We start from the raw sequence: 17,826 nt of genomic DNA on the forward strand, positions 1-17,826 counted from the left end.
GCCGTCGAGAGACCAGGTCCCGTCATCTGGGATCCCGTCACCCGGAACGACCGGTTCACGGCGGCCCCGGGGACCGTCGTGCCCGAGGCGGCGACCGGCCAGGTACCGGATGCCTCGGATCAGCAGCCAGACAACCAGTCCGACCGGTACGAGCGCCAGGACCGAGAACACGCTGGCGATCGGTGTTATGTGGAAGCTGCCCACGGCTCGTCATCCCCCTGTATCAAATGCTCGGTACATTGATACACCGATCGGGGGCACCCGTCCAGAGCTCCCGTCCAGAGCTCCCGTCCAGAGCTCCCCGCTGGAGGACCGGTCCTCTAATCAGTTCTCTACATTGCGACCAGCGGCAATGAGAGGGGCTTCATCGTGAGCTGGAGTTGGGTCAGCATCTACAGCTGTTGGCAACGGGTGCGGGGTGAGCCTCCGGCGTCCGCCGGGCGCGCCAACGCCTCCAGGTCTTCTCAGAGGCCTCATTCGCGATGCACTTGGGTGATCCGCCCGATTCCGCACTATATACTTGCCGAACGCAAATTGTTACATTAGGGGTATGAATGTTCGGGACGGCATGCCGCCCGACAACCCCGCGCCGCGGCACGAAGCCGCGATCGACGAACTCGAGTCGGCGCTACAGGTACTGTTCCGCCAGCTCAAACAGGCCCGGCTGCATGAACACCTGCTGCGCCGCGCCGGGGTCGAGGTCGACCGGGCCGGGGCCGCGCTCCTGCACGCGGTGTATGACGAACCCGGAAGCCTGCGGGTCTCCGAGCTGGCCGAGCTGCTGCACATCGACGCCCCGGCGGTCAGCCGGAAGGCGCGGCAGCTGGAGGGCGCGGGGCTGCTCGCGCGGGGCCCCGACCAGGCCGACGGCCGGGCGATCCAGCTTCGGCTGACCCCGGCCGGACGCGGCACGACCGAGGCGATCCTCGCCGCGCGCCGGGGCTGGCTGGAGGCCGTGTTGGCCGGCTGGTCCGCGGCCGACCGGGCCGAGCTCGCCCGGCTGCTGCGCGGCTTCGCGGATGCGGCGCGGCGCCAGCTGGAGGAATCCGGTGGCTGAGCAATCCGAGGCCGCCAAGCAATCCGGCGTCGCTGCACAATCCGATGCCGCTACGCAATCCGGCATCGCTGCGCAACCCGATGCCGCTGAGCAATCCGACGCCAGGGAGCCGGCGGCCGCGGATGAGGCCGGGCGGGTGGAGCATCGCAGGATACTGATCATTCTCAGCGCACTGATGCTCGGCATGTTCCTCGCCGCCCTCGACCAGACGATCGTGGCGACCGCGCTGCCGACCATCGCCGGGGACCTGCACGGCCTGAACCACCTGTCCTGGGTGGTGACCGCGTACCTGCTCACCTCGACCATCTCCACGCCGCTGTGGGGCAAGCTCGGCGACCTGTACGGGCGCAAGAAGCTGTTCCAGGCCGCGATCGTGATCTTCCTGGTCGGGTCGGCGCTGTCCGGGCTGTCCCAGGACATCCTGGAGCTCATCGCGTTCCGCGCCGTGCAGGGCGTCGGCGCCGGCGGCCTGCTGGTCGGCGCGCAGGCGATCATCGGCGACGTCGTCAGCCCGCGCCAGCGCGGCCGCTACATGGGCTACTTCGGCGCGGTCTTCGGCGCCTCTAGCGTGATCGGGCCGCTGGCCGGCGGATTCTTCACCCAGCACCTGAGCTGGCGGTGGGTGTTCTACATCAACCTCCCGATCGGCGTCGTCGCGCTCGCGGTGATCGCCGTGGTGCTCCACCTGCCGGTCACCCGTACTCGGCGGGCCATCGACTTCGTCGGCGCGGGCCTGCTCGGCGGCGCGGTCACCGCCGTGATCCTGATAACCACCTGGGGCGGCACCACCTACTCATGGACCTCCCCGACGATCTTCGCCCTCGAAGCGGCCGCGGTCGTGCTCATCGCTGTGTTCATCGGGGCCGAGCGGCGCGCCACCGAACCGATCATCCCGCTGCGGCTGTTCCGGATCTCGGTGTTCTCGGTCTCCAACGCGATCGGCTTCCTGATCGGGTTCGTGATGTTCGGCGTCATCATCTACATCCCGCTGTATCTACAGACGGTGCACGGCGCGAGCCCGACCAGTTCCGGGCTCCAACTACTGCCGTTGATCCTCGGGATGCTGTGCACCTTCATCATCAGCGGCCGGCTCGTGACGAAGCGGGGCCGGTACAAGATCTTCCCGGTCATCGGGACCGCCGTGATGAGCGTCGGGATCTATCTGCTGTCCCTGATGACGCCTTCGACCAGTCTGCTGACATCCTCGCTCTACATGTTCGTCGTCGGAGCCGGCATCGGCCTGGTGATGCAGGTCCTCGTGGTCGCCGTGCAGAACGCGGTCCCGCGCAGCCAGCTGGGCACGGCGACCTCCTCGGCGACCTTCTTCCGCACGATCGGCGGCTCCTTCGGCGTCGCCGTCCTCGGCGCGGTCTTCAACAACCGGCTGGCCGCGAACCTCCCGAAACACCTCCCGGCCTCGGCCCTCGGCGAGGTGCACGGCAGCAACATCACAGCCAGCCCGGCCCAGCTCGACGCGCTGCCGTCCGCGGTTCGGCACGGCTTCGTCCTGGCCTTCAACGACTCGCTGCACGTCGTCTTCCTGCTCGGAGTGCCGATCTCGCTGATCGCGTTCGCACTCACCTGGTTCCTCAAAGAGCTGCCGCTGCGCGACCGGGCCTACGTCGGCGAGGACGGCGAGGACCCGGATCATGAACCGATGGACACTCTGAGCCGTTTTGAGGGGAAAGACGCTTCACCAGCCGATGGTTTGTCAGCATCGCATCAGGCGAAGCGGTAATCCCCTCGGAAGAAGTCCCTCATGAACCGTCTCATCATCGCTTCAGCAGGCCTGCTCGGCGCCGCGGCGCTGGCAGCCGGATGCAGCAGTTCCGGCAGCTCCAGCAGCAAGGCGTCCACGCCGCCTTCAACGTCCAGCAGCGCCCCCGCGGCCTCGTCCGCACTGCACACACAGAATTCGCAGTTCGGCCAGATCCTCGTCAACAGCTCGGGCCGGACTTTGTACCTGCTGACGGCCGACAAGGGCAATCAGTCGACCTGTTACAACGCCTGCGCGGCGATCTGGGCCCCGGACGTCACAACCGGGACGCCCACCAGCAGCGGGGTCACCGCCTCCATGGTCGGCACGACCGCCAGGACCGACCACACCACCCAGGTCACCTACAACGGCCACCCGCTCTACACCTACGCCGGCGACACCAACTCCACCGACGTGAACGGCGAGGGCGTCGCGACCTTCGGCGGCACCTGGTACGTGCTCGGCGTCAACGGCAACGCCATCACCACCGGCCCCTCCACCATGCCGTCCACTCCCGCGCCTAGCACGTCCGGTGGCGGCGGCGGTTACTGACCTGGAGCGCTGTCGGGCTGGTCGCCCACGAGAGCGATCGCGCGCGCCTCGGGAACTCCCAGCATCAGCAGGCTGGTGACAGTCGCTGCCCGGGCGCCGCGGGTCCCGTTCGACAGGTCACTGTCCGCGATGGCGAACACGACGCCGTAGGCGAGCTGGCTCAGAATGCCCGCCGGCAGGTGCTGGGCGAACACGTCACCGTGCTGGCCCCGCTCCACGAGGTCGGCGAGGAGCTCATCGACCGGCCCGAGCAGACCGTGGATCGCCTCGCCGTACTCGCCTCGGCGCAGCGCCAACAGCACCCGGTACCGGTGCGCCACCGGCCAGACGCGGGCGATGAATTCGACCCACGTCGCGTCCGCTTCCGCGTCGGAGGCGTTGATCTCGGTGAGCACGGCCGTCATCTCGGTGACGGCCCGTTCCGTGAGGGTCCGAACCAGGTCCAGGCGCGAGGGGAAATGGCCGTAGACCGTGCGGCGGACGACGCCGGCGGCGGAGGCGATATCGCCCATTCCGGCGTCGGGGTTCTCTCCCAGCACAGCGAGGGCGACGTCGAGGATGCGATCGCGCGTCTCGTTCATCGAGCGCACACGGGAGGACTCGGTCGGCACGGCACCATTGTTGCACACCGGTGTGCAGTGAAGTAGATTGCACAGCAGTGTGCAACGAAGAGTCGCGCCGTGCTCTGCCGGCCGTGCTCTGCCGGCCGTGCTCTGCCGGCCGTGCTCTGCCGTTTGCCGCTCAAGAAGCGATGTGCCGCTCAAGATGCGCCGCTCAAGAAAAGAGAAGCAGGCAATGACCGCACCGACGCCGCCGACCTCGGCCCTCGTCCGCCCGTTCACCGTCTCGATCCCGGATTCGGAGATCGACGACGTGCAGCAGCGACTGGCCAGAACCCGATGGCCGGATCCGGAAACGGTGGGCGACTGGTCGCAAGGGGTCCGCGTAGAGAGCGCCAGAGCTCTGGTCGACTACTGGGAGCGCGGCTACGACTGGCGGCGCTTGGAGTCCGAGCTCAATCAGTACCCCCAATTCCTGACCGAGATCGACGGACTGGACATCCACTTCATCCACGTCAGGTCCAAGAATCCCCACGCGATGCCGCTGATCCTCACGCACGGATGGCCGGGCTCGATCGTCGAGTTCCTGAAGCTGATCGGCCCGCTGACCGATCCGGTTTCGTTCGGAGGGGACGCCGCCGATTCCTTCGACGTCGTCATCCCGTCGCTGCCCGGGTTCGGGTTCTCCCAGAAGCCCACGCAGACCGGGTGGACTGTGTCGCGCATCGCAAGCGCGTGGGCGGAGCTGATGAAGCGCCTCGGCTATCCGAGATGGGCCGCGCAAGGCGGCGATTGGGGTGCCGTCGTCACCACGGCCCTCGGGGCCATGCAGCCCGAGGGGCTTCTCGGCATTCATCTGAACACCCAGTACGCCTTTCCCGCACAGATGCCCGACACCTTGACGCCCGAGCAGCGCCACGCCGTGGAGACCCTCGCCCTCTACACCGGCGATCTCGGCGGGTCGAACCACCTTCAGCGTACGAAGCCGGAGACGGTCGGGTTCGCCCTGGCGGACTCTCCCGCAGGCCAGGCGGCCTGGATCTACGAGAAGTTCCAGTCCAAGACCGACAACCACGGGCTCGCCGAGGACGTCCTGAGCAGGGACGACATGCTCGACGCGATATCCCTCTACTGGTTCACCAACAGCGCGGCGTCGTCCGGCCGCATCTACTGGGAGAACGCGTCGGCCACTCTCGCCGGCCCGAAGCTGACGCTCCCGGTCGCGGTGACCGTCTTCCCGAAGGACATCCCGCGCCTGCCGCGAAGCTGGATCGAAGACGCCTACAGCAACCTGATCCACTACGGCGAGGCCGACAAGGGCGGGCACTTCGCGGCCTTGGAACAGCCCGAGATCCTGGTCAGCGAAATCCGCACCGGCCTGCGCACCCTTCGGTCCTGATCCCTGATCCCTGATGCCTGAGACCGACGCGCGACCGACGTCGAGTCATCCGGCCGGGACGACCAGGTCGATCCCCGGCGGGATCGACACCTCGAAGTGGTCGATCGAGGCGGCCGGCAGCGCCACGGCGCCGGGGACCGTCACGGTGCCGCCGCGCGGACCGGACGACCAGTTGGCCGCGACTTCTCCGTGTCCGTCCTTGCCGACCGCGGTCAGCGTGCAGGTGTAGTCGGGCGGGACGTTGCTCATCGTCACCCGCACCTGGGTGCCCCACGCCGCGGGATGGAACTGGATCGATGCGGTCAGGCCGTACTGGCCGGTGGCGGCGACGGTGCGGGTACCCGACGGTGTGCCGGAATGGCCGCCGGCCAGCAGGGCACCGCCGAGACCGGCGGTGCTGGCCAGTAGCGCCCCGGCCGCGGCCAGACCGAGGCGGCGGCGCCAGGGCGTCGGCGCCTCGTGAGTCCGCCGGGCCGCGGGGCTTGGCAACGGAGCGGGAGCCGGCCGGGGGCCGGGCACTGCGGCCGCGACCTCACGGTCCAGGACCGTCCGCACCTGGAGCAGTTCGCTGTACTCCGCACGGCACCGGGCACAGCCGGCCAGGTGTTCACGCACCTGCCGCGACTCGGGCTCGGCCAACACGCCGAGCACGTACGCGCCGAGCGAGAGCCGCAGGTCGTCGTGAGCGTGGCGCTCTTGCCGCCGTTTGTCGGCCGCCCGCCCGTAGCGTGCGTTCACGGCCCGATCGCCTCCCAACCACTCCACTATGGACACGGTTGGAGACGCCTTCCGGTTCGATCTCCGGCTCGGGGCCAGCCCAAGGTCAGCCCGCGATCAGCCCGCGATCAGCCGATGGTGACCTGGATCGAGTGGTACCCGGTCGCCCCGTCCGGGAGCGTGTCCTGGACCACCGGCGTCTGCAACGTCCCGGTACCGTCGGTGCAGCGCACGGTCAAGGTGTGCTGGCCCGTCGTCGCGGGCCACGCGTAAGACCACTGCCGCCAGGTGTCCGGCGTGTCGGACGCCGCCAGCTCCGCGGTCACCCACGGGCCCTTGTCCACCTGCACCTCGACCCCGGCGACGCCGCGGTGGGTGGCCCAGGCGACACCGGCGACCACGATGGTCCCGGCTTTCAGCGACGCCCCGGTGCCCGGGACGTCGATCCGGGAGGCGGTCTTCACCGGCGCCTGCTGCGACCAGCCCTCCCCCACCCAGAAACCGGCGTCTTTGGCGAAGGTGGTGAGTTCGAGATCGACGACCCACTTGGTCGCCGAGACGTATCCGTACAGGCCCGGCACCAGCATCCGGCAGGGGAACCCGTGCTCGACCGGCAGCGTCTGGCCGTTCATCGCCACCGCCAACATCGCCTGGCGGCCGTCGAGCACCGCCTCCACCGGGGTGCCGATGGTCATGCCGTCGAAGGACGTGGACAGGATCTGGTCGGCCCCGGCCCGGACCCCGGCCTGGCGCAGCAACGGCGCCAGCGGCGCTCCCAGCCAGCGGGCGTTCCCGCAATAGGGACCGCCGATCGTATTCGACACACAGGTCAGGGTGAGATCGTGCTCCTCCAGCGGCATCCTGAGCAGGTCCGCGAAGCTCACCTCGAACGGCCGGTCCACCAGGCCGTGGATGCGCAGCATCCAGTTGCGCGGGTCGACCTGCGGGACCGTCAGCGCCGTGTCGACCCGGTAGAACTGGGCGTTCGGGGTGAAGAATGGTTCGAGATCGGGGACGTTCGGGTGCACCGAGGCGGGCAGCGCGGGCAGCGGCTCGCTCGCCTCGGGCAGGACGACGGCGGCGCGCGCCGGGGCGACGTTGTACCGGGAATCGAGCCAGGCCCGACTGCCTAAGCCGCCGACCAGCGCGCCCGCCCCGGTACCGAACAACGCCAGCAGGAAGCGGCGGCGGTCGCCGGGCTCGCGCTGGCCAACCGCGCCGACCGCGCCGACCGCGCCGAAGACACTCGCCCGCTGACTCCAGACGGTGAGCGAACGCAGCACCACGACAGTGGCCACGCCGGCCAGCAACGCGGGGAACCATCCCCCGAAACCGACGACCGGCCGGGTGAGCGCCGCGATCAGGCCGACCAGTCCGAAGGCGGCCGCCAGCCCGGTCGCCGCCGCCAGATACCGGCGGGCCAGCACTCCGGCGAGTACGGAGACCACGGCGATCGTGATGTAGACCCCGGTGAGCAGTGCCGACTTGTCGTGCGAGCCGAAGTTGCGGATCGCCACTTCCTTGAGCCACGCCGGGGTCAGGTCGATAGCCCACTGCCCGACCGCGACGACCGGCGCGTTCGGGGCGCTGGCCCCGAGCTCCACGGACACCGCCGCACCGAGTTCGCCCACTGCGACGCCCACAGCCGCGGCGAGCAGCCCGATGAACCCGCCTACCAGCCACGTCGTACTGCGGGCCTCGGCCTGTGGCTCCTTCGGCGCTTCCACCGTCTACCGCGGTCCGCGACTACGCAGCCGCCAGGCCCACCCGACCAGACCCAGCCCGATGAGGATCACCACCACTCCCAGCCCGGTGTACTGCGAATGACCGGTCATCGCCGACCCGTGCATCGTTCCAGAGCCCTGAGCGGTCCACACGCCTCCGATCACGATCAGGACGATGCCGAGAACGCCGCGAATCCACATCAGGTGCTCCGTCTACGAGTGAAACCTGGCCAGGGGTCTGACGGTGACACGTTCCAGACTGACGCCGGGTTCACCTGCCGCGCCGTCTTTTCGCCAGCAGTCCTACAAGGCCGTGTCCTTAAGGCAGCGTCCTACAAGGCCAGGACCCGTTTGTGGTAACTCGCGATATCCCGGACCTCCACGGTGACCTGAGTGTTCAGCCCCGTTCCCGGCTTAATGTGGTCGCACAGCAGCGCCAGAGCCAGGTCGCCCAAGCGGGTCTTGAGCTCCGCGTCACGGCCGGGCAGGATCGCCAGGTCCACATGGACCATCGCCTCGGTGTCCTCGCCGGTGCCGATGACCGCCTCGGTGATCGGGCGAAAGCGGGTTTTGAAATCTGGCAGGGCGCTGCCGATCAGCTCGGCCACACTGGGATGCAGGGCCAGCGCGAACCCGCGGCGGTCGAAGGCGCTGGTGAGCGCTACGGAGTAATCAACGGTGATCTGCGGCATGCCGCTCATTATCTGGTACGAGTGAGGAGGCCAGCCGCGCGTTTCTACCCCTCGGCCCACCCGTCCGTGTTGGAGCCCGTCTCGTAGTCGTAGCGCGTGCTGCGGTCCCACTCCTGCCCGGTCAGCTCCAAGTGAGCCTCATCCGGCACGTAGAGCAGGCTTTCGGCCCACACCAGACCGTTCGCATACGGGGCGAACAGCGTTGGGTCCGCGAGCACGCTCTCGTAGACGGCACGGCCGTCGGCGACGACAGCACAGCGGGTGTAGAGAAAGGCGTCAGCGGACATGTCTTTCCCGAATTCCCTGCGATCCAGCCGGTACAAAGCCCACGCCAGCTGCTCGGCGAAGCCGCGGATCGTGGACACCGGCCCGACGGCCAGAGCTTCCGTCAGCGCCTCCGCGAGCTGGTCCGCGTCGGGGTCGGGGTCGGGGTCAGAGGGGCTGCACTGCTCGATGAGTTGCCAGAAGCTGTCTTCATCCACGACCGTCATGATGCCGGACACCGCAGACACCGCAGACACCTAGGCACCGCAGACTCCGCAGGCACCGCCGCACCGGCACCTCGCTCAAGAAGCAGCTATCTGACTGGCATGTGCTCGCTCAGTCCGGCAGCCACGCGTCCTGACGCTTGAGTTCGGCGCGGACCGCGGCGGTCTCGGCGTCGAGGCCGAGTGCGGTGAGCGCCGCGGCCACGCCGGCGGCCTGCCCGGTCGCGAAAGCGGTGCCCATCACCCGCATCGAGGCGCCCGCGCCGCGATCGCCGTCCACGGTGCGGCCGGCGGCGAACAGGTTCGGGGTGTCGCGGCTTCGCAGCACGTCCAGCGGGATGCCGTAGTAGCCGGGATCGTCGAGGTAGGTCCATTCCAGCGGCAACCCGGGGCCGGGGTGGGTCTCGATCGGCCACGCGCCGATCGCCACGGCGTCGCTCACCGGCCCGGGGTGCAGCACCTGCTTCTCGGTCAGCTGGGTGCGCCCGATCAGATGGCGCGACTCGCGCGTGCCCAGTTCCGGTCCGGTGCTCACGATGTAGGCCGAGGCGCCGCCGGGCAGGGTCCTGATGACCTGGAGGTACGCTTGGGCTTGAATCCGGCCGCTGCGCTCGGCGCGGCTGGTGTCCGCGGCACTGCGCGCGTCGTACTCCTCATCGGCGACGTAGGTGATCAGGTCGCCGGACACCGGCATCCGCGTGATCAGTCCGGTGGTCCCGGTCAGGCCGGGCATCCCGGCGTCCTTGGCCGCACGCAGCGCGGCGGACACCGTCTCCCGGGTGATCGGCGCGTCGGCCGGTACGCCGCCGAACCGGACGCTCAGAGTGCCGTTGAGCACCTTGCCGTCGTTGCCATAGCGCACCTGCGCACCCCCCAAGTGGGCGAGGTCGGCCTCGCCGGTGGCGTCGATGAACGTCTCGGCGATGTACTCGTGCACGCCAGAGTGGTCGGTGACCTGCACGGCGGTGATCTGCTCACCACTGCGGGTGGCGCCGTAAATGGTGGTGTGGAGCAGCACCTCCACGCCAGCCCGCTCGCACAGTTCGTCCGCGACGCGCTTGACCGCCTCGGGGTCGAACACCACCGCCACCGCCCTGAGCTTGCGCGGCCCGGTGACAGCGCCGAGCTCGCGCAGCCCGACCAGCATCTCCTCGGCGACCCCGAACACCACCTGCTCCAGATCCAGGGTGTACAAGCCGCAGTACGTCACCACGCCGCGAAGCGTCGACGCCCCGCCCAGGCAGGCGCCGCGCTCGATCAGCAGCACGCGGGCACCGGCCCGTCGGGCACCGATCGCCGCCGCGATGCCCGCCGATCCACCGCCCGCGACAATGACGTCGTAATGCTCGACCACTGATCATCCCTTCCGGTGAATCGATCCCCTGAGCCGGGGCTCTGCCCCCCAGGCATCAAGCACGGAGCCGCCCGCGAGCCGCGGCGCACCGCGACCGTGCCACGATGGACCGAAAGACTGCATCAGTCGTGCTCAAGCGCCCAGTAGACCGGCCTTCGCAGCATGCTGTCCAATGCCGATCAATCAGAGTAGGCATGCCTCCAGGGCATACCTTGAAGCGGGGATCCCGGTGGAACTGCGTCATCTCAGGTACTTCGCGGCCGTCGTGACCGAGGGCTCCCTCACCCGAGCCGCCGACCGGCTCCACATCACCCAGCCCTCGCTCAGCAGGCAGATCCGGCAACTCGAACGGGAAGTCGGCGCCAAGCTGCTGGACCGCGGCGCGAGCGGGACGAAGGTCACCGACGCCGGAGCGGCCCTGCACCACCATGCACTGGTGTTGCTGCGGCTCGCCGACGCCACCACCGGCATGGTGCGCAGCGCGATCAACCCGGCCGGTGAGGCAGTACACATGGGGATCCCGCAAGGGATCGCAGACGACTGGCTGCTTCGCCTCCTGGCCGTACTGGAAACCCAAGTCCCCCGCGCAGCGGTGGCCTTCACCGAGACCAGCAGCGCGGACCAACTGGCCATGCTCCGCAAAGGCCGTCTCGACCTCGGCATCGTCCGAGAACACCCCACGGCCGAGCTGAACGGCAGGCACCTGTTCGACACCCCCCTGGGCATCGCGCTCCGCCCCGGCCACCACCTGGCCGACCAGCCAGCGTGCCGACTGGGCGACCTCGACGGCCTACGCGTCCTGGCCCACGGCAGAGGCCAGGTACCGGTCGTCGGCGACCGCCTGGTCATCGCCGCCCACGACGCCGGCGCCGTCCCGCGCTGGCACTTCGCCCAGTTCTCCGAACATGCCTTAGCCTGCGCCGAAGCCGCGAAAGCGGACGCGGTCCTGCTCATCGAGCACTCCGCACGCCGCCTGCTGCCGCAATGGCCCTGGCGCCCACTGACCGAACCAGAGGTGCCACTGTTCACCTGGCTCGCCTGGCCGACCGAGACGCGCTCGGTAGTGCGTGACGTCGCGCAGGTCGTCATCGACTACAGCCGCGAGGAGGGCACCCACTGAGCGCTTGCCTGGGACTCGGCCGTATCTATACGGAAGGCTTACCCGGGCGTGCGGTCCAGCCAGAACGCGACCAACGGCACCCCGGGGCGGTCCGCTTCAAACATCAGCGTGACCTCGCTGCCCTCGATCACCAGATCGTGTCGATACGCCCGCAGGTACTCGGCGACTCTGCCTTCGCGCACCGCCAACCCACTGCCCGCGAGCCGCCCGCGGACCTCGGCCATCCCCGGCAGCGGATCGGCGAGGAACCACGGATCGACCGTGACGTGGTCTTCCTCGGCGGACTCGTCGCCGAATCCGCCGAGGTTGTCGCAGAAGATGGACGACAGCTTTCCGTTCACGAAGATCAGGTCCAACCGGCCATACGACCAAAGATCCGATTCGGTGCCGTCACCGGTCAACGCCCAGTCCAGCGGCTCGGGAACTCGGCTGCGGACCAGCTCCTTCGACTGGCCGATCCGGAGGTCCTCGAACGAACCGGTGCGAAGGAAGTCGTGCAAGCTGAAGACGAGCGGCTCGGCGCGCCATCCATTGGCGGGCGGAACCGGTCGATCGTCGGGGGAAGCCGACCCCGCCTCACCCCTCACCCTGACCCCGCACCCTCACCATTCCACCGCACCGGCAGCCGGACCCGGAACCGCGTGTCCCCCGGCTTCGACTCGACGCTCAGGTCGCCGTGGTGCCGGCTGACGACGATCCGCCAGGAGATGTCCAGGCCGAGGCCGGTTCCCTTGCCGACGGGCTTGGTGGTGAAGAAGGGCTCGAAGATCCGGTCCTTGATCTCGTCGGGGACGCCGGGGCCGGTGTCCTGGAAGTCGACGACCAGGTGGTCGCGGTCCAGGCCGGTGCTGATCGTCAGCGTTCCCCCGTTTCCGCCGTTTCCTCCGCTTCCCCCGTCGGCCATCGCCGCGACGGCGTTGTCGATGAGGTTGGTCCACACCTGGTTCAGCTCCGCCGGGTAGGCGGGGATCCGGGGCAGGCCCGTGCCGTAGTGCTTGACGATGCGCACGTCGTCGGGGATCTTGCACGAGAGCATCGTCACGGTGCTGTCCAGCAGGTCGTGGACGTCGACCTCCTGCTGGGTGGCGCGGTCGAGCTGCGAGTACTGCTTCGCCGCGCCGACCAGGTCCGAGACCCGGTGCGTGGCTTCCTCGATCTCGGCCGTCAGCCCTTCGGTCTCCAGGGTCCGGGCCAGCCAGGACAGGACGGCCGGCAGAACACTGTCGTCCACGCCGCCGGTGATCTGCTCCAGGTCGTCGGCCTCAAGACCGCCCTGCACGAACGTGGGGGCGAGCTGCCAGCCGTTCTCCACGCCCCGGTCGTCGAGCCAGTCGGACATCGCGTCTTCGCGGTCGGAGATCGCCAGGGGACCGAGCGCGGAGGTCTTCCTGTGCGCCGCGAGCTCGGTGGCCCGGTTCAGCAGCGAGACCAGCGTGTCCAGGCTCGGTGCGCGATCCCCGTGTGCGGCGAGCGCGGCCAGATCGGTCCGGACGCCGGCCACTGTCTCGCGCAGTGTGGAGGCGGCCCGCAGGGCGGCGCCCGCCGGGTTGTTCAGCTCGTGGGTCAGCCCGGCTGACAGGGCGCCGAGCGCGAGCAGCCGCTCCCGGCCGCCGACGATCTGCTGCTGGATCTGGGTGCCGAAGAACAGGCCCTCCAGCAGGTGCACCGCCATGGGGAACCACTCGTGCATCATCGTGGAGAACAGTTCGGCGGACACGACGAAGAACCGCGAGGGAACCGTCACCGACAACGAGTTCCGGTAGATCTGTTGCACACGGTCGCCGAGGTAGGCCTGGAACGCGCCGCTGTAGACGCCGCGCTGGGAGGTCCGCGTCACTTCGACGTCGTCGGCCCCGACCCGGCGCGACAGCACGACCGTCCCCTCCAGCAGGACGTAGAACCACTGCGCGTCTTCGCCTTCGCTGTACACCCGGCCGGGCTCGTAGGCCTCGACCGTGCCGTGCTCGCACAGCCAGTTCAGCTGTTCCCCGGTCAGCTTCTCGAACAGGAACAGGGTGCGTAGTTCGTCCACGCTGCACACCCGCGGTTCACCGTGGACCGGCTCCGCGGCGGTCACAGCTTCTCCACGTACCGGTGCACGAGCATGACCGCCATCGCGCCCTCCCCCACGGCCGAGGCGACGCGCTTGGTGGATTCGGAGCGGACGTCGCCGATCGCGAACACCCCCGGCACGTTCGTCTCCAGCAGATAGGGGACGCGATCCAGCGTCCAGCCCTTGATCGCCGCACCCCCGGGGACGATGTCCGGGCCGGTGAGCACGAACCCGCGCGAGTCGCGGTCCACGACGCCGTCGAGCCAGTCGGTGGTCGGGGCGGCCCCGATGAACACGAACAGCCACTGCGCGTCGACGTCCTCGGTGGTGCCGTTCTCCGAGTCCCGGAGCGTCAGCCGCTCCAGGTGTTCCTCACCGTGCGCCTGGACGACTTCGGTCCGGGCCCGGACCACGATCGTCGGGATCTGCTCGATCTGCTGGATCAGGTAGTACGACATGGAAGCCGCCAGCGATTCCGCCCGGACGACCAGTGTCACCGACTTGGCGAAGCGCGAGAGGTAGACCGCGGCCTGCCCGGCCGAGTTCGCGCCGCCGACGATGAAGACGTGCCGGCCCTCGCAGTTCATCGCCTCGGACAGCGACGAGCCGTAGGACACGCCCTTGCCGGTGAGCTCGTCGATGCCCGGCGCTGCCAGCCGCCGGTACTCCACGCCCATCGCCAGGATGACCGTGTGCGCGCCGATGGCCGTGCCGTCCGCGAACCGCACCAGCCGCGAGGAGCCGCACATCTCCAGTCCGGCGACCTCGCGCGCGGTCAGGATCTCGGCACCGAACTTGGCGGCCTGCCGGCGGGCCCGGCCGGTCAGCTGGGCACCGGAGACGCCGTTGGGGAAGCCGAGGTAGTTCTCGATCCGCGAGCTCTGACCGGCCTGTCCGCCGGTCGCCAGCCGTTCCACCAGGACCGTGCGCAACCCCTCGGACGCCCCGTACACCGAGGCGCTGAGGCCGGCGGGGCCGCCGCCGACGACGATGAGGTCGTAGAACTCGCCGGCCGGCGTCGTCCGCAGTCCGACGTGGTCCGCGAGCTCCTGATCGTCCGGCTCCAGCAGGATGCCGCCGTCCGGCGCGATCACCAGCGGCAGCCGCGCTTCGCCGGCGCCGACCGCGTCCGGATCCTGCCCGGCGGCCTGCAACAGCCGCCGGCCCTCCGGCTCGTCGGAGGCATACCAGCGGTAGGGGACCTGGTTGCGGGCCAGGAACTCGCGCACCTCGGTGGAACGCGCCGACCAGCGATGGCCGACGACGCGGGTCTCCAGCACCGCGCGGTGGTCCTCCGCCAGCCAGCCTTCGAGCAGGCTGTCGACCACCGGATACAGCTTCACTTCCGGCGGATCCCACGGCTTGAGCAGGTAGTGGTCCAGGTCCACGATGTTGATCGCGTCGATGGCCGCTTCGGTGTCCGCGTAGGCGGTCAGCAGGATGCTGCGCGCGGCAGGGTAGATGTCGATGGCGCGTTCCAGGAACTCGACGCCGTTCATCTCCGGCATCCGATGGTCGGCGATCAGCAGCGACACCAGGTCGCCGCGCAGCTTGAGCTCCTGCAACGCCTCAAGCCCGGCGGCGCCGGACTCGGCCCGCACGATCCGGTAGTCGCCGCCGTACCGGCGACGCAGATCTCGGGCGATGGCACGGGATACGCCCGGGTCGTCGTCGACCGTCAGGATGACGACGCGGGGTGCGGAGGCGGCCTCGCTCATAACGCTCCCCGGACCTCTTTCCTCGCCGATCCCCCCACGCTCATGAGGGCGCCCTCAGCGCAGAACATAAATCCTAGCGCCGGATGACGCCAGGCGGGGCGGCCGTTCGGGGCGGGCCGGGGCGGTCCCACACCGAGCCCACACGGCCCCACACCGGGGCCGCACCCGCCCTTCCCCGAATAGCAGTTCACCCCCACCTAGACTTCTCCCATGAAGCCGCCGGTAGCAGCCCGCCGTGACCATGAGCGTTCCCGCCACGGTGACGTCGTCAACGATCCCTATGCCTGGCTGATCGACAGGGAGGACGACGACGTCCTGGCGTACCTCAAGGACGAGAACGCCTTCACCGAGGCCACGACGGCCGGTCTGGCCGATCTGCGCGAGACGGTCTTCCAGGAGATCAAGGCCCGGACCAAGGAGACGGACCTGTCCGTGCCCACCCGCAAGGGCGACTGGTGGTACTACTCCCGCAGCGTCGAAGGGCTCCAGTACTCGATCTCCTGCCGGGTCGCCGCCTCCGGCCCGACGCCGCCCGCGCTGCCCGAGGACGGCTCCGCACTGCCCGGCGAGGACGTGCTGCTGGACGGCAACGCGCTCGCCGAGGGGCACGAGTTCTTCGCCCTCGGCACCTTCGAGGTCTCCCCCGACGGCAAGCTCCTGGCCTACGCCGTCGACGTCGTGGGCGACGAGCGGTTCACGCTCAAGGTGCGCGACCTGGCGACCGGGGACGACCTCGCCGACGAGGTCGCCAACACCTACTACTCGACCGCCTGGTCCCGCGACGGTTCGACGCTGTTCTACACGACGATCAACGACGCCTGGCGGCCCTACCGCGTGCACCGGCACGCGCTCGGGACGCCGACCGAGCAGGACGAGGTCGTCTTCCAGGAGGACGACGACCGGTTCTTCGTCGACGTCAGCCTGCTGCGCAGCGAACGGTTCATCGAGATCACCTGTTCCTCGCAGGTCACCAGCGAGGTCCGGCTGCTGGACTCCGCCGATCCGACCGGGACGTTCCGGGTCGCAGCACCGCGCCGGGACGGGGTCGAGTACTCGGTGGACCACTGGAGCCACCCCGGCGATCCATCCCGGGACCTGCTCCTGGTCCTGCACAACGCCGACGGGAAGACAGACTTCGAACTCGCCACCGCGCCCATCTCCGCCCTCGGCGACCACACGGCGTGGACCCCGCTCGTCCCGCACCGGCAGGGCACCCGGCTGGACGCCGTCGACGTCTTCGCCGGCCATCTCGTCGTCGGCTACCGGCGCGACGGACTCACCGGGCTGGCCGTGCACGGCATCGACGCGGACAGCGGAACGCCGGCCGCCCACGGCGAGCCGATCGAGTTCCCGGAGCCGATCCGCACCGTCGGCGGGAGCCAGAACCCTGACTACGACAGCACCCGCTACCGCCTGGGCTACACCTCCATGGTCACGCCCTCCAGCGTCTACGACTACGACGTCACGACCGGCGAGCTGACGCTGCTGAAGCAGCAGCCCGTACTCGGCGGCTACGACCCCGCCGACTACGAGCAGGAGCGGGTCTGGGCAACCGCGCAGGACGGCGCGCGCGTCCCGGTGACACTCGTCCACAAGAAGGGCGTCATCGCCGACGGCTCGAATCCCTGCGTCCTGTATGGATACGGCGCCTACGAGATCTCCATCGACCCGTCCTTCTCCATCGCGCGACTGAGCCTGCTCGACCGCGGCTTCGTCTTCGCCATCGCCCACATCCGCGGCGGCGGCGAGATGGGCCGGCACTGGTACGAAGACGGCAAGTTCCTCAACAAGCGCAACACCTTCACCGACTTCGTCGCCTGCGCCCGCCAACTGGTCGCCGACCACTGGACCGCCCCGGACCGCCTCGTCGCACGCGGCGCAAGCGCGGGCGGCCTACTAATGGGCGCCGTGGCCAACATCGCACCGGGCGACTTCCGCGCGATCGTCGCCGGAGTCCCCTTCGTCGACGCCCTCAACACGATCCTGGACCCCGACCTACCGCTGACCGTCATGGAGTGGGAGGAGTGGGGCAACCCGGTCGAAGACCCCGAGATCTACACCTACATGAAGGGCTACAGCCCCTACGAGAACATCGCGAACGTCCAACACCCCGCAATCCTCGCCCTCACCAGCCTCAACGACACCCGCGTCGGCTTCCACGAGCCGGCCAAGTGGATCGCCCGGCTGCGCGCCGAGGCCGGCGGCGAGCAGGACTTCCTGCTCAAGACCGAGATGGACGCCGGGCATGGCGGCCGCTCGGGGCGCTATACGGCCTGGCAGGAGGAGGCTTTCACGCTCGCTTGGGTGATCGACAAGGCTTCTGGTGTGAAGTAGTCGAGTTGGAGGAGCCGTCGAGTAGGGGAGCTGTCGAGTTGAGGAGCCGTCGAGTTGAGGAGCCGTCGAGTTGAGCGATCTGCGCCGCTGGTGCCGTATCGGGCGGCCTTTGCCTGGCAGTTCGCGATGCGGCGGTCGGCGGTTCGCGGTTCGCGGTCGGGACCGTTGCCAGTCGGGACCCGTTGCCGGTCGGGACCCGTTGCCGGTCGGCGTTGCGGGGTTTCTTTTGGGGGCGGGAGTTTGCGGGCCGGGTTGCGGTTCGGTTGTGGGCTTTAGAAGCTTTTTACGGCCTTCGGTTATGG

Annotated in this window: 17 protein-coding genes; 6 read left to right on the top strand and 11 right to left on the bottom strand. The window is 69.1% G+C overall.

Annotated features, from left to right (window positions below; all coding sequences use genetic code 11):
- On the bottom strand, window positions 1–204 hold a 204-nt coding region (locus IZR01_RS51515; RefSeq protein ID WP_228561090.1), incomplete at its 3' end, for a hypothetical protein.
- Window positions 205–550: 346 nt separating this feature from the next.
- Here IZR01_RS51515 and IZR01_RS38605 point away from each other — a divergent pair.
- The 3 genes from IZR01_RS38605 to IZR01_RS38615 are packed head-to-tail and all read left to right on the top strand — an operon-like array spanning window position 551 to window position 3,365.
- Complete coding sequence (locus tag IZR01_RS38605; RefSeq protein WP_194897133.1) at window positions 551–1,057, top strand: MarR family winged helix-turn-helix transcriptional regulator; 507 nt, start codon at window positions 551–553, stop codon at window positions 1,055–1,057.
- A complete protein-coding gene (locus IZR01_RS38610; protein WP_323747232.1) occupies window positions 1,050–2,795 on the top strand; it encodes an MDR family MFS transporter in 1,746 nt (581 codons plus the stop codon). The genes IZR01_RS38605 and IZR01_RS38610 overlap by 8 nt, the downstream gene beginning before the upstream one ends.
- A gap of 21 nt (window positions 2,796–2,816) precedes the next feature.
- Window positions 2,817–3,365: a COG4315 family predicted lipoprotein gene (locus tag IZR01_RS38615; protein WP_194926750.1), complete on the top strand. Its 549-nt coding sequence runs from the start codon at window positions 2,817–2,819 to the stop codon at window positions 3,363–3,365.
- Here the strand turns inward: IZR01_RS38615 and IZR01_RS38620 are convergent.
- Window positions 3,359–3,976, bottom strand: a complete 618-nt coding sequence (locus tag IZR01_RS38620) for a TetR/AcrR family transcriptional regulator (protein WP_194926751.1) — start codon at window positions 3,974–3,976, stop codon at window positions 3,359–3,361. The genes IZR01_RS38615 and IZR01_RS38620 overlap by 7 nt on opposite strands.
- Before the next feature lie 184 nt (window positions 3,977–4,160).
- On the opposite strand from IZR01_RS38620, the gene IZR01_RS38625 reads away from it, so the two are divergent.
- Complete coding sequence (locus IZR01_RS38625) at window positions 4,161–5,324, top strand: epoxide hydrolase family protein (protein ID WP_194926752.1); 1,164 nt, start codon at window positions 4,161–4,163, stop codon at window positions 5,322–5,324.
- A gap of 45 nt (window positions 5,325–5,369) precedes the next feature.
- Here IZR01_RS38625 and IZR01_RS38630 read toward each other — a convergent pair whose 3' ends face one another.
- The 6 genes from IZR01_RS38630 to IZR01_RS38655 form a co-directional block, all read right to left on the bottom strand.
- Complete coding sequence (locus IZR01_RS38630; RefSeq protein ID WP_194926753.1) at window positions 5,370–6,062, bottom strand: anti-sigma factor family protein; 693 nt, start codon at window positions 6,060–6,062, stop codon at window positions 5,370–5,372.
- A gap of 107 nt (window positions 6,063–6,169) precedes the next feature.
- Window positions 6,170–7,768, bottom strand: coding sequence for a molybdopterin-dependent oxidoreductase (locus IZR01_RS38635; RefSeq protein ID WP_194926754.1), 1,599 nt, complete (start codon window positions 7,766–7,768; stop codon window positions 6,170–6,172).
- Window positions 7,769–7,771: 3 nt separating this feature from the next.
- Window positions 7,772–7,966 carry a hypothetical protein gene (locus IZR01_RS38640; protein WP_194897127.1) on the bottom strand — a complete coding sequence of 65 codons (195 nt, stop codon included), beginning with the start codon at window positions 7,964–7,966 and terminating at the stop codon, window positions 7,772–7,774.
- Between the two features lie 131 nt (window positions 7,967–8,097).
- A complete protein-coding gene (locus IZR01_RS38645; RefSeq protein ID WP_194897126.1) occupies window positions 8,098–8,457 on the bottom strand; it encodes a 5-carboxymethyl-2-hydroxymuconate Delta-isomerase in 360 nt (119 codons plus the stop codon).
- Window positions 8,458–8,501: 44 nt separating this feature from the next.
- Complete coding sequence (locus IZR01_RS38650; protein WP_323747233.1) at window positions 8,502–8,969, bottom strand: DUF4240 domain-containing protein; 468 nt, start codon at window positions 8,967–8,969, stop codon at window positions 8,502–8,504.
- An 88-nt stretch (window positions 8,970–9,057) separates the two neighbouring features.
- Window positions 9,058–10,299, bottom strand: a complete 1,242-nt coding sequence (locus IZR01_RS38655; RefSeq protein WP_194926755.1) for an FAD-dependent oxidoreductase — start codon at window positions 10,297–10,299, stop codon at window positions 9,058–9,060.
- A 229-nt stretch (window positions 10,300–10,528) separates the two neighbouring features.
- Between IZR01_RS38655 and IZR01_RS38660 the strand changes: the two genes are divergently transcribed.
- On the top strand, window positions 10,529–11,419 hold the full coding sequence (locus tag IZR01_RS38660; protein ID WP_194926756.1) for a LysR family transcriptional regulator: 891 nt from the start codon (window positions 10,529–10,531) through the stop codon (window positions 11,417–11,419).
- A 38-nt stretch (window positions 11,420–11,457) separates the two neighbouring features.
- Here IZR01_RS38660 and IZR01_RS38665 read toward each other — a convergent pair whose 3' ends face one another.
- From IZR01_RS38665 to IZR01_RS38675, 3 genes are all read right to left on the bottom strand, one after another.
- On the bottom strand, window positions 11,458–11,919 hold the full coding sequence (locus IZR01_RS38665) for a hypothetical protein (RefSeq protein ID WP_194926757.1): 462 nt from the start codon (window positions 11,917–11,919) through the stop codon (window positions 11,458–11,460).
- Between the two features lie 83 nt (window positions 11,920–12,002).
- Window positions 12,003–13,496: an ATP-binding protein gene (locus tag IZR01_RS53750; RefSeq protein ID WP_194926758.1), complete on the bottom strand. Its 1,494-nt coding sequence runs from the start codon at window positions 13,494–13,496 to the stop codon at window positions 12,003–12,005.
- Entirely contained in the window at window positions 13,493–15,190 is a 1,698-nt protein-coding gene (locus IZR01_RS38675) for an NAD(P)/FAD-dependent oxidoreductase (RefSeq protein ID WP_194926759.1), read from the bottom strand. The genes IZR01_RS53750 and IZR01_RS38675 overlap by 4 nt, the downstream gene beginning before the upstream one ends.
- Before the next feature lie 210 nt (window positions 15,191–15,400).
- Here IZR01_RS38675 and IZR01_RS38680 point away from each other — a divergent pair, with 210 nt between their 5' ends.
- Window positions 15,401–17,524 carry a S9 family peptidase gene (locus IZR01_RS38680; RefSeq protein ID WP_194926760.1) on the top strand — a complete coding sequence of 708 codons (2,124 nt, stop codon included), beginning with the start codon at window positions 15,401–15,403 and terminating at the stop codon, window positions 17,522–17,524.
- Window positions 17,525–17,826: the final 302 nt, after the last annotated feature.

This window comes from Catenulispora pinisilvae (assembly GCF_015356865.1).
GTDB lineage: Bacteria > Actinomycetota > Actinomycetes > Streptomycetales > Catenulisporaceae > Catenulispora > Catenulispora pinisilvae.

Excerpts from the sequence above, each read along its gene's own strand:
- IZR01_RS38605 (WP_194897133.1), top strand. The coding sequence starts at position 551 with ATGAATGTTCGGGACGGCATGCCGCCCGACAACCCCGCGCCGCGGCAC.
- IZR01_RS38615 (WP_194926750.1), top strand. The coding sequence starts at position 2,817 with ATGAACCGTCTCATCATCGCTTCAGCAGGCCTGCTCGGCGCCGCGGCG.
- IZR01_RS38625 (WP_194926752.1), top strand. The coding sequence starts at position 4,161 with ATGACCGCACCGACGCCGCCGACCTCGGCCCTCGTCCGCCCGTTCACC.
- IZR01_RS38640 (WP_194897127.1), bottom strand. The coding sequence starts at position 7,966 with ATGTGGATTCGCGGCGTTCTCGGCATCGTCCTGATCGTGATCGGAGGC.
- IZR01_RS38645 (WP_194897126.1), bottom strand. The coding sequence starts at position 8,457 with ATGCCGCAGATCACCGTTGATTACTCCGTAGCGCTCACCAGCGCCTTC.
- IZR01_RS38675 (WP_194926759.1), bottom strand. The coding sequence starts at position 15,190 with ATGAGCGAGGCCGCCTCCGCACCCCGCGTCGTCATCCTGACGGTCGAC.
- IZR01_RS38680 (WP_194926760.1), top strand. The coding sequence starts at position 15,401 with ATGAAGCCGCCGGTAGCAGCCCGCCGTGACCATGAGCGTTCCCGCCAC.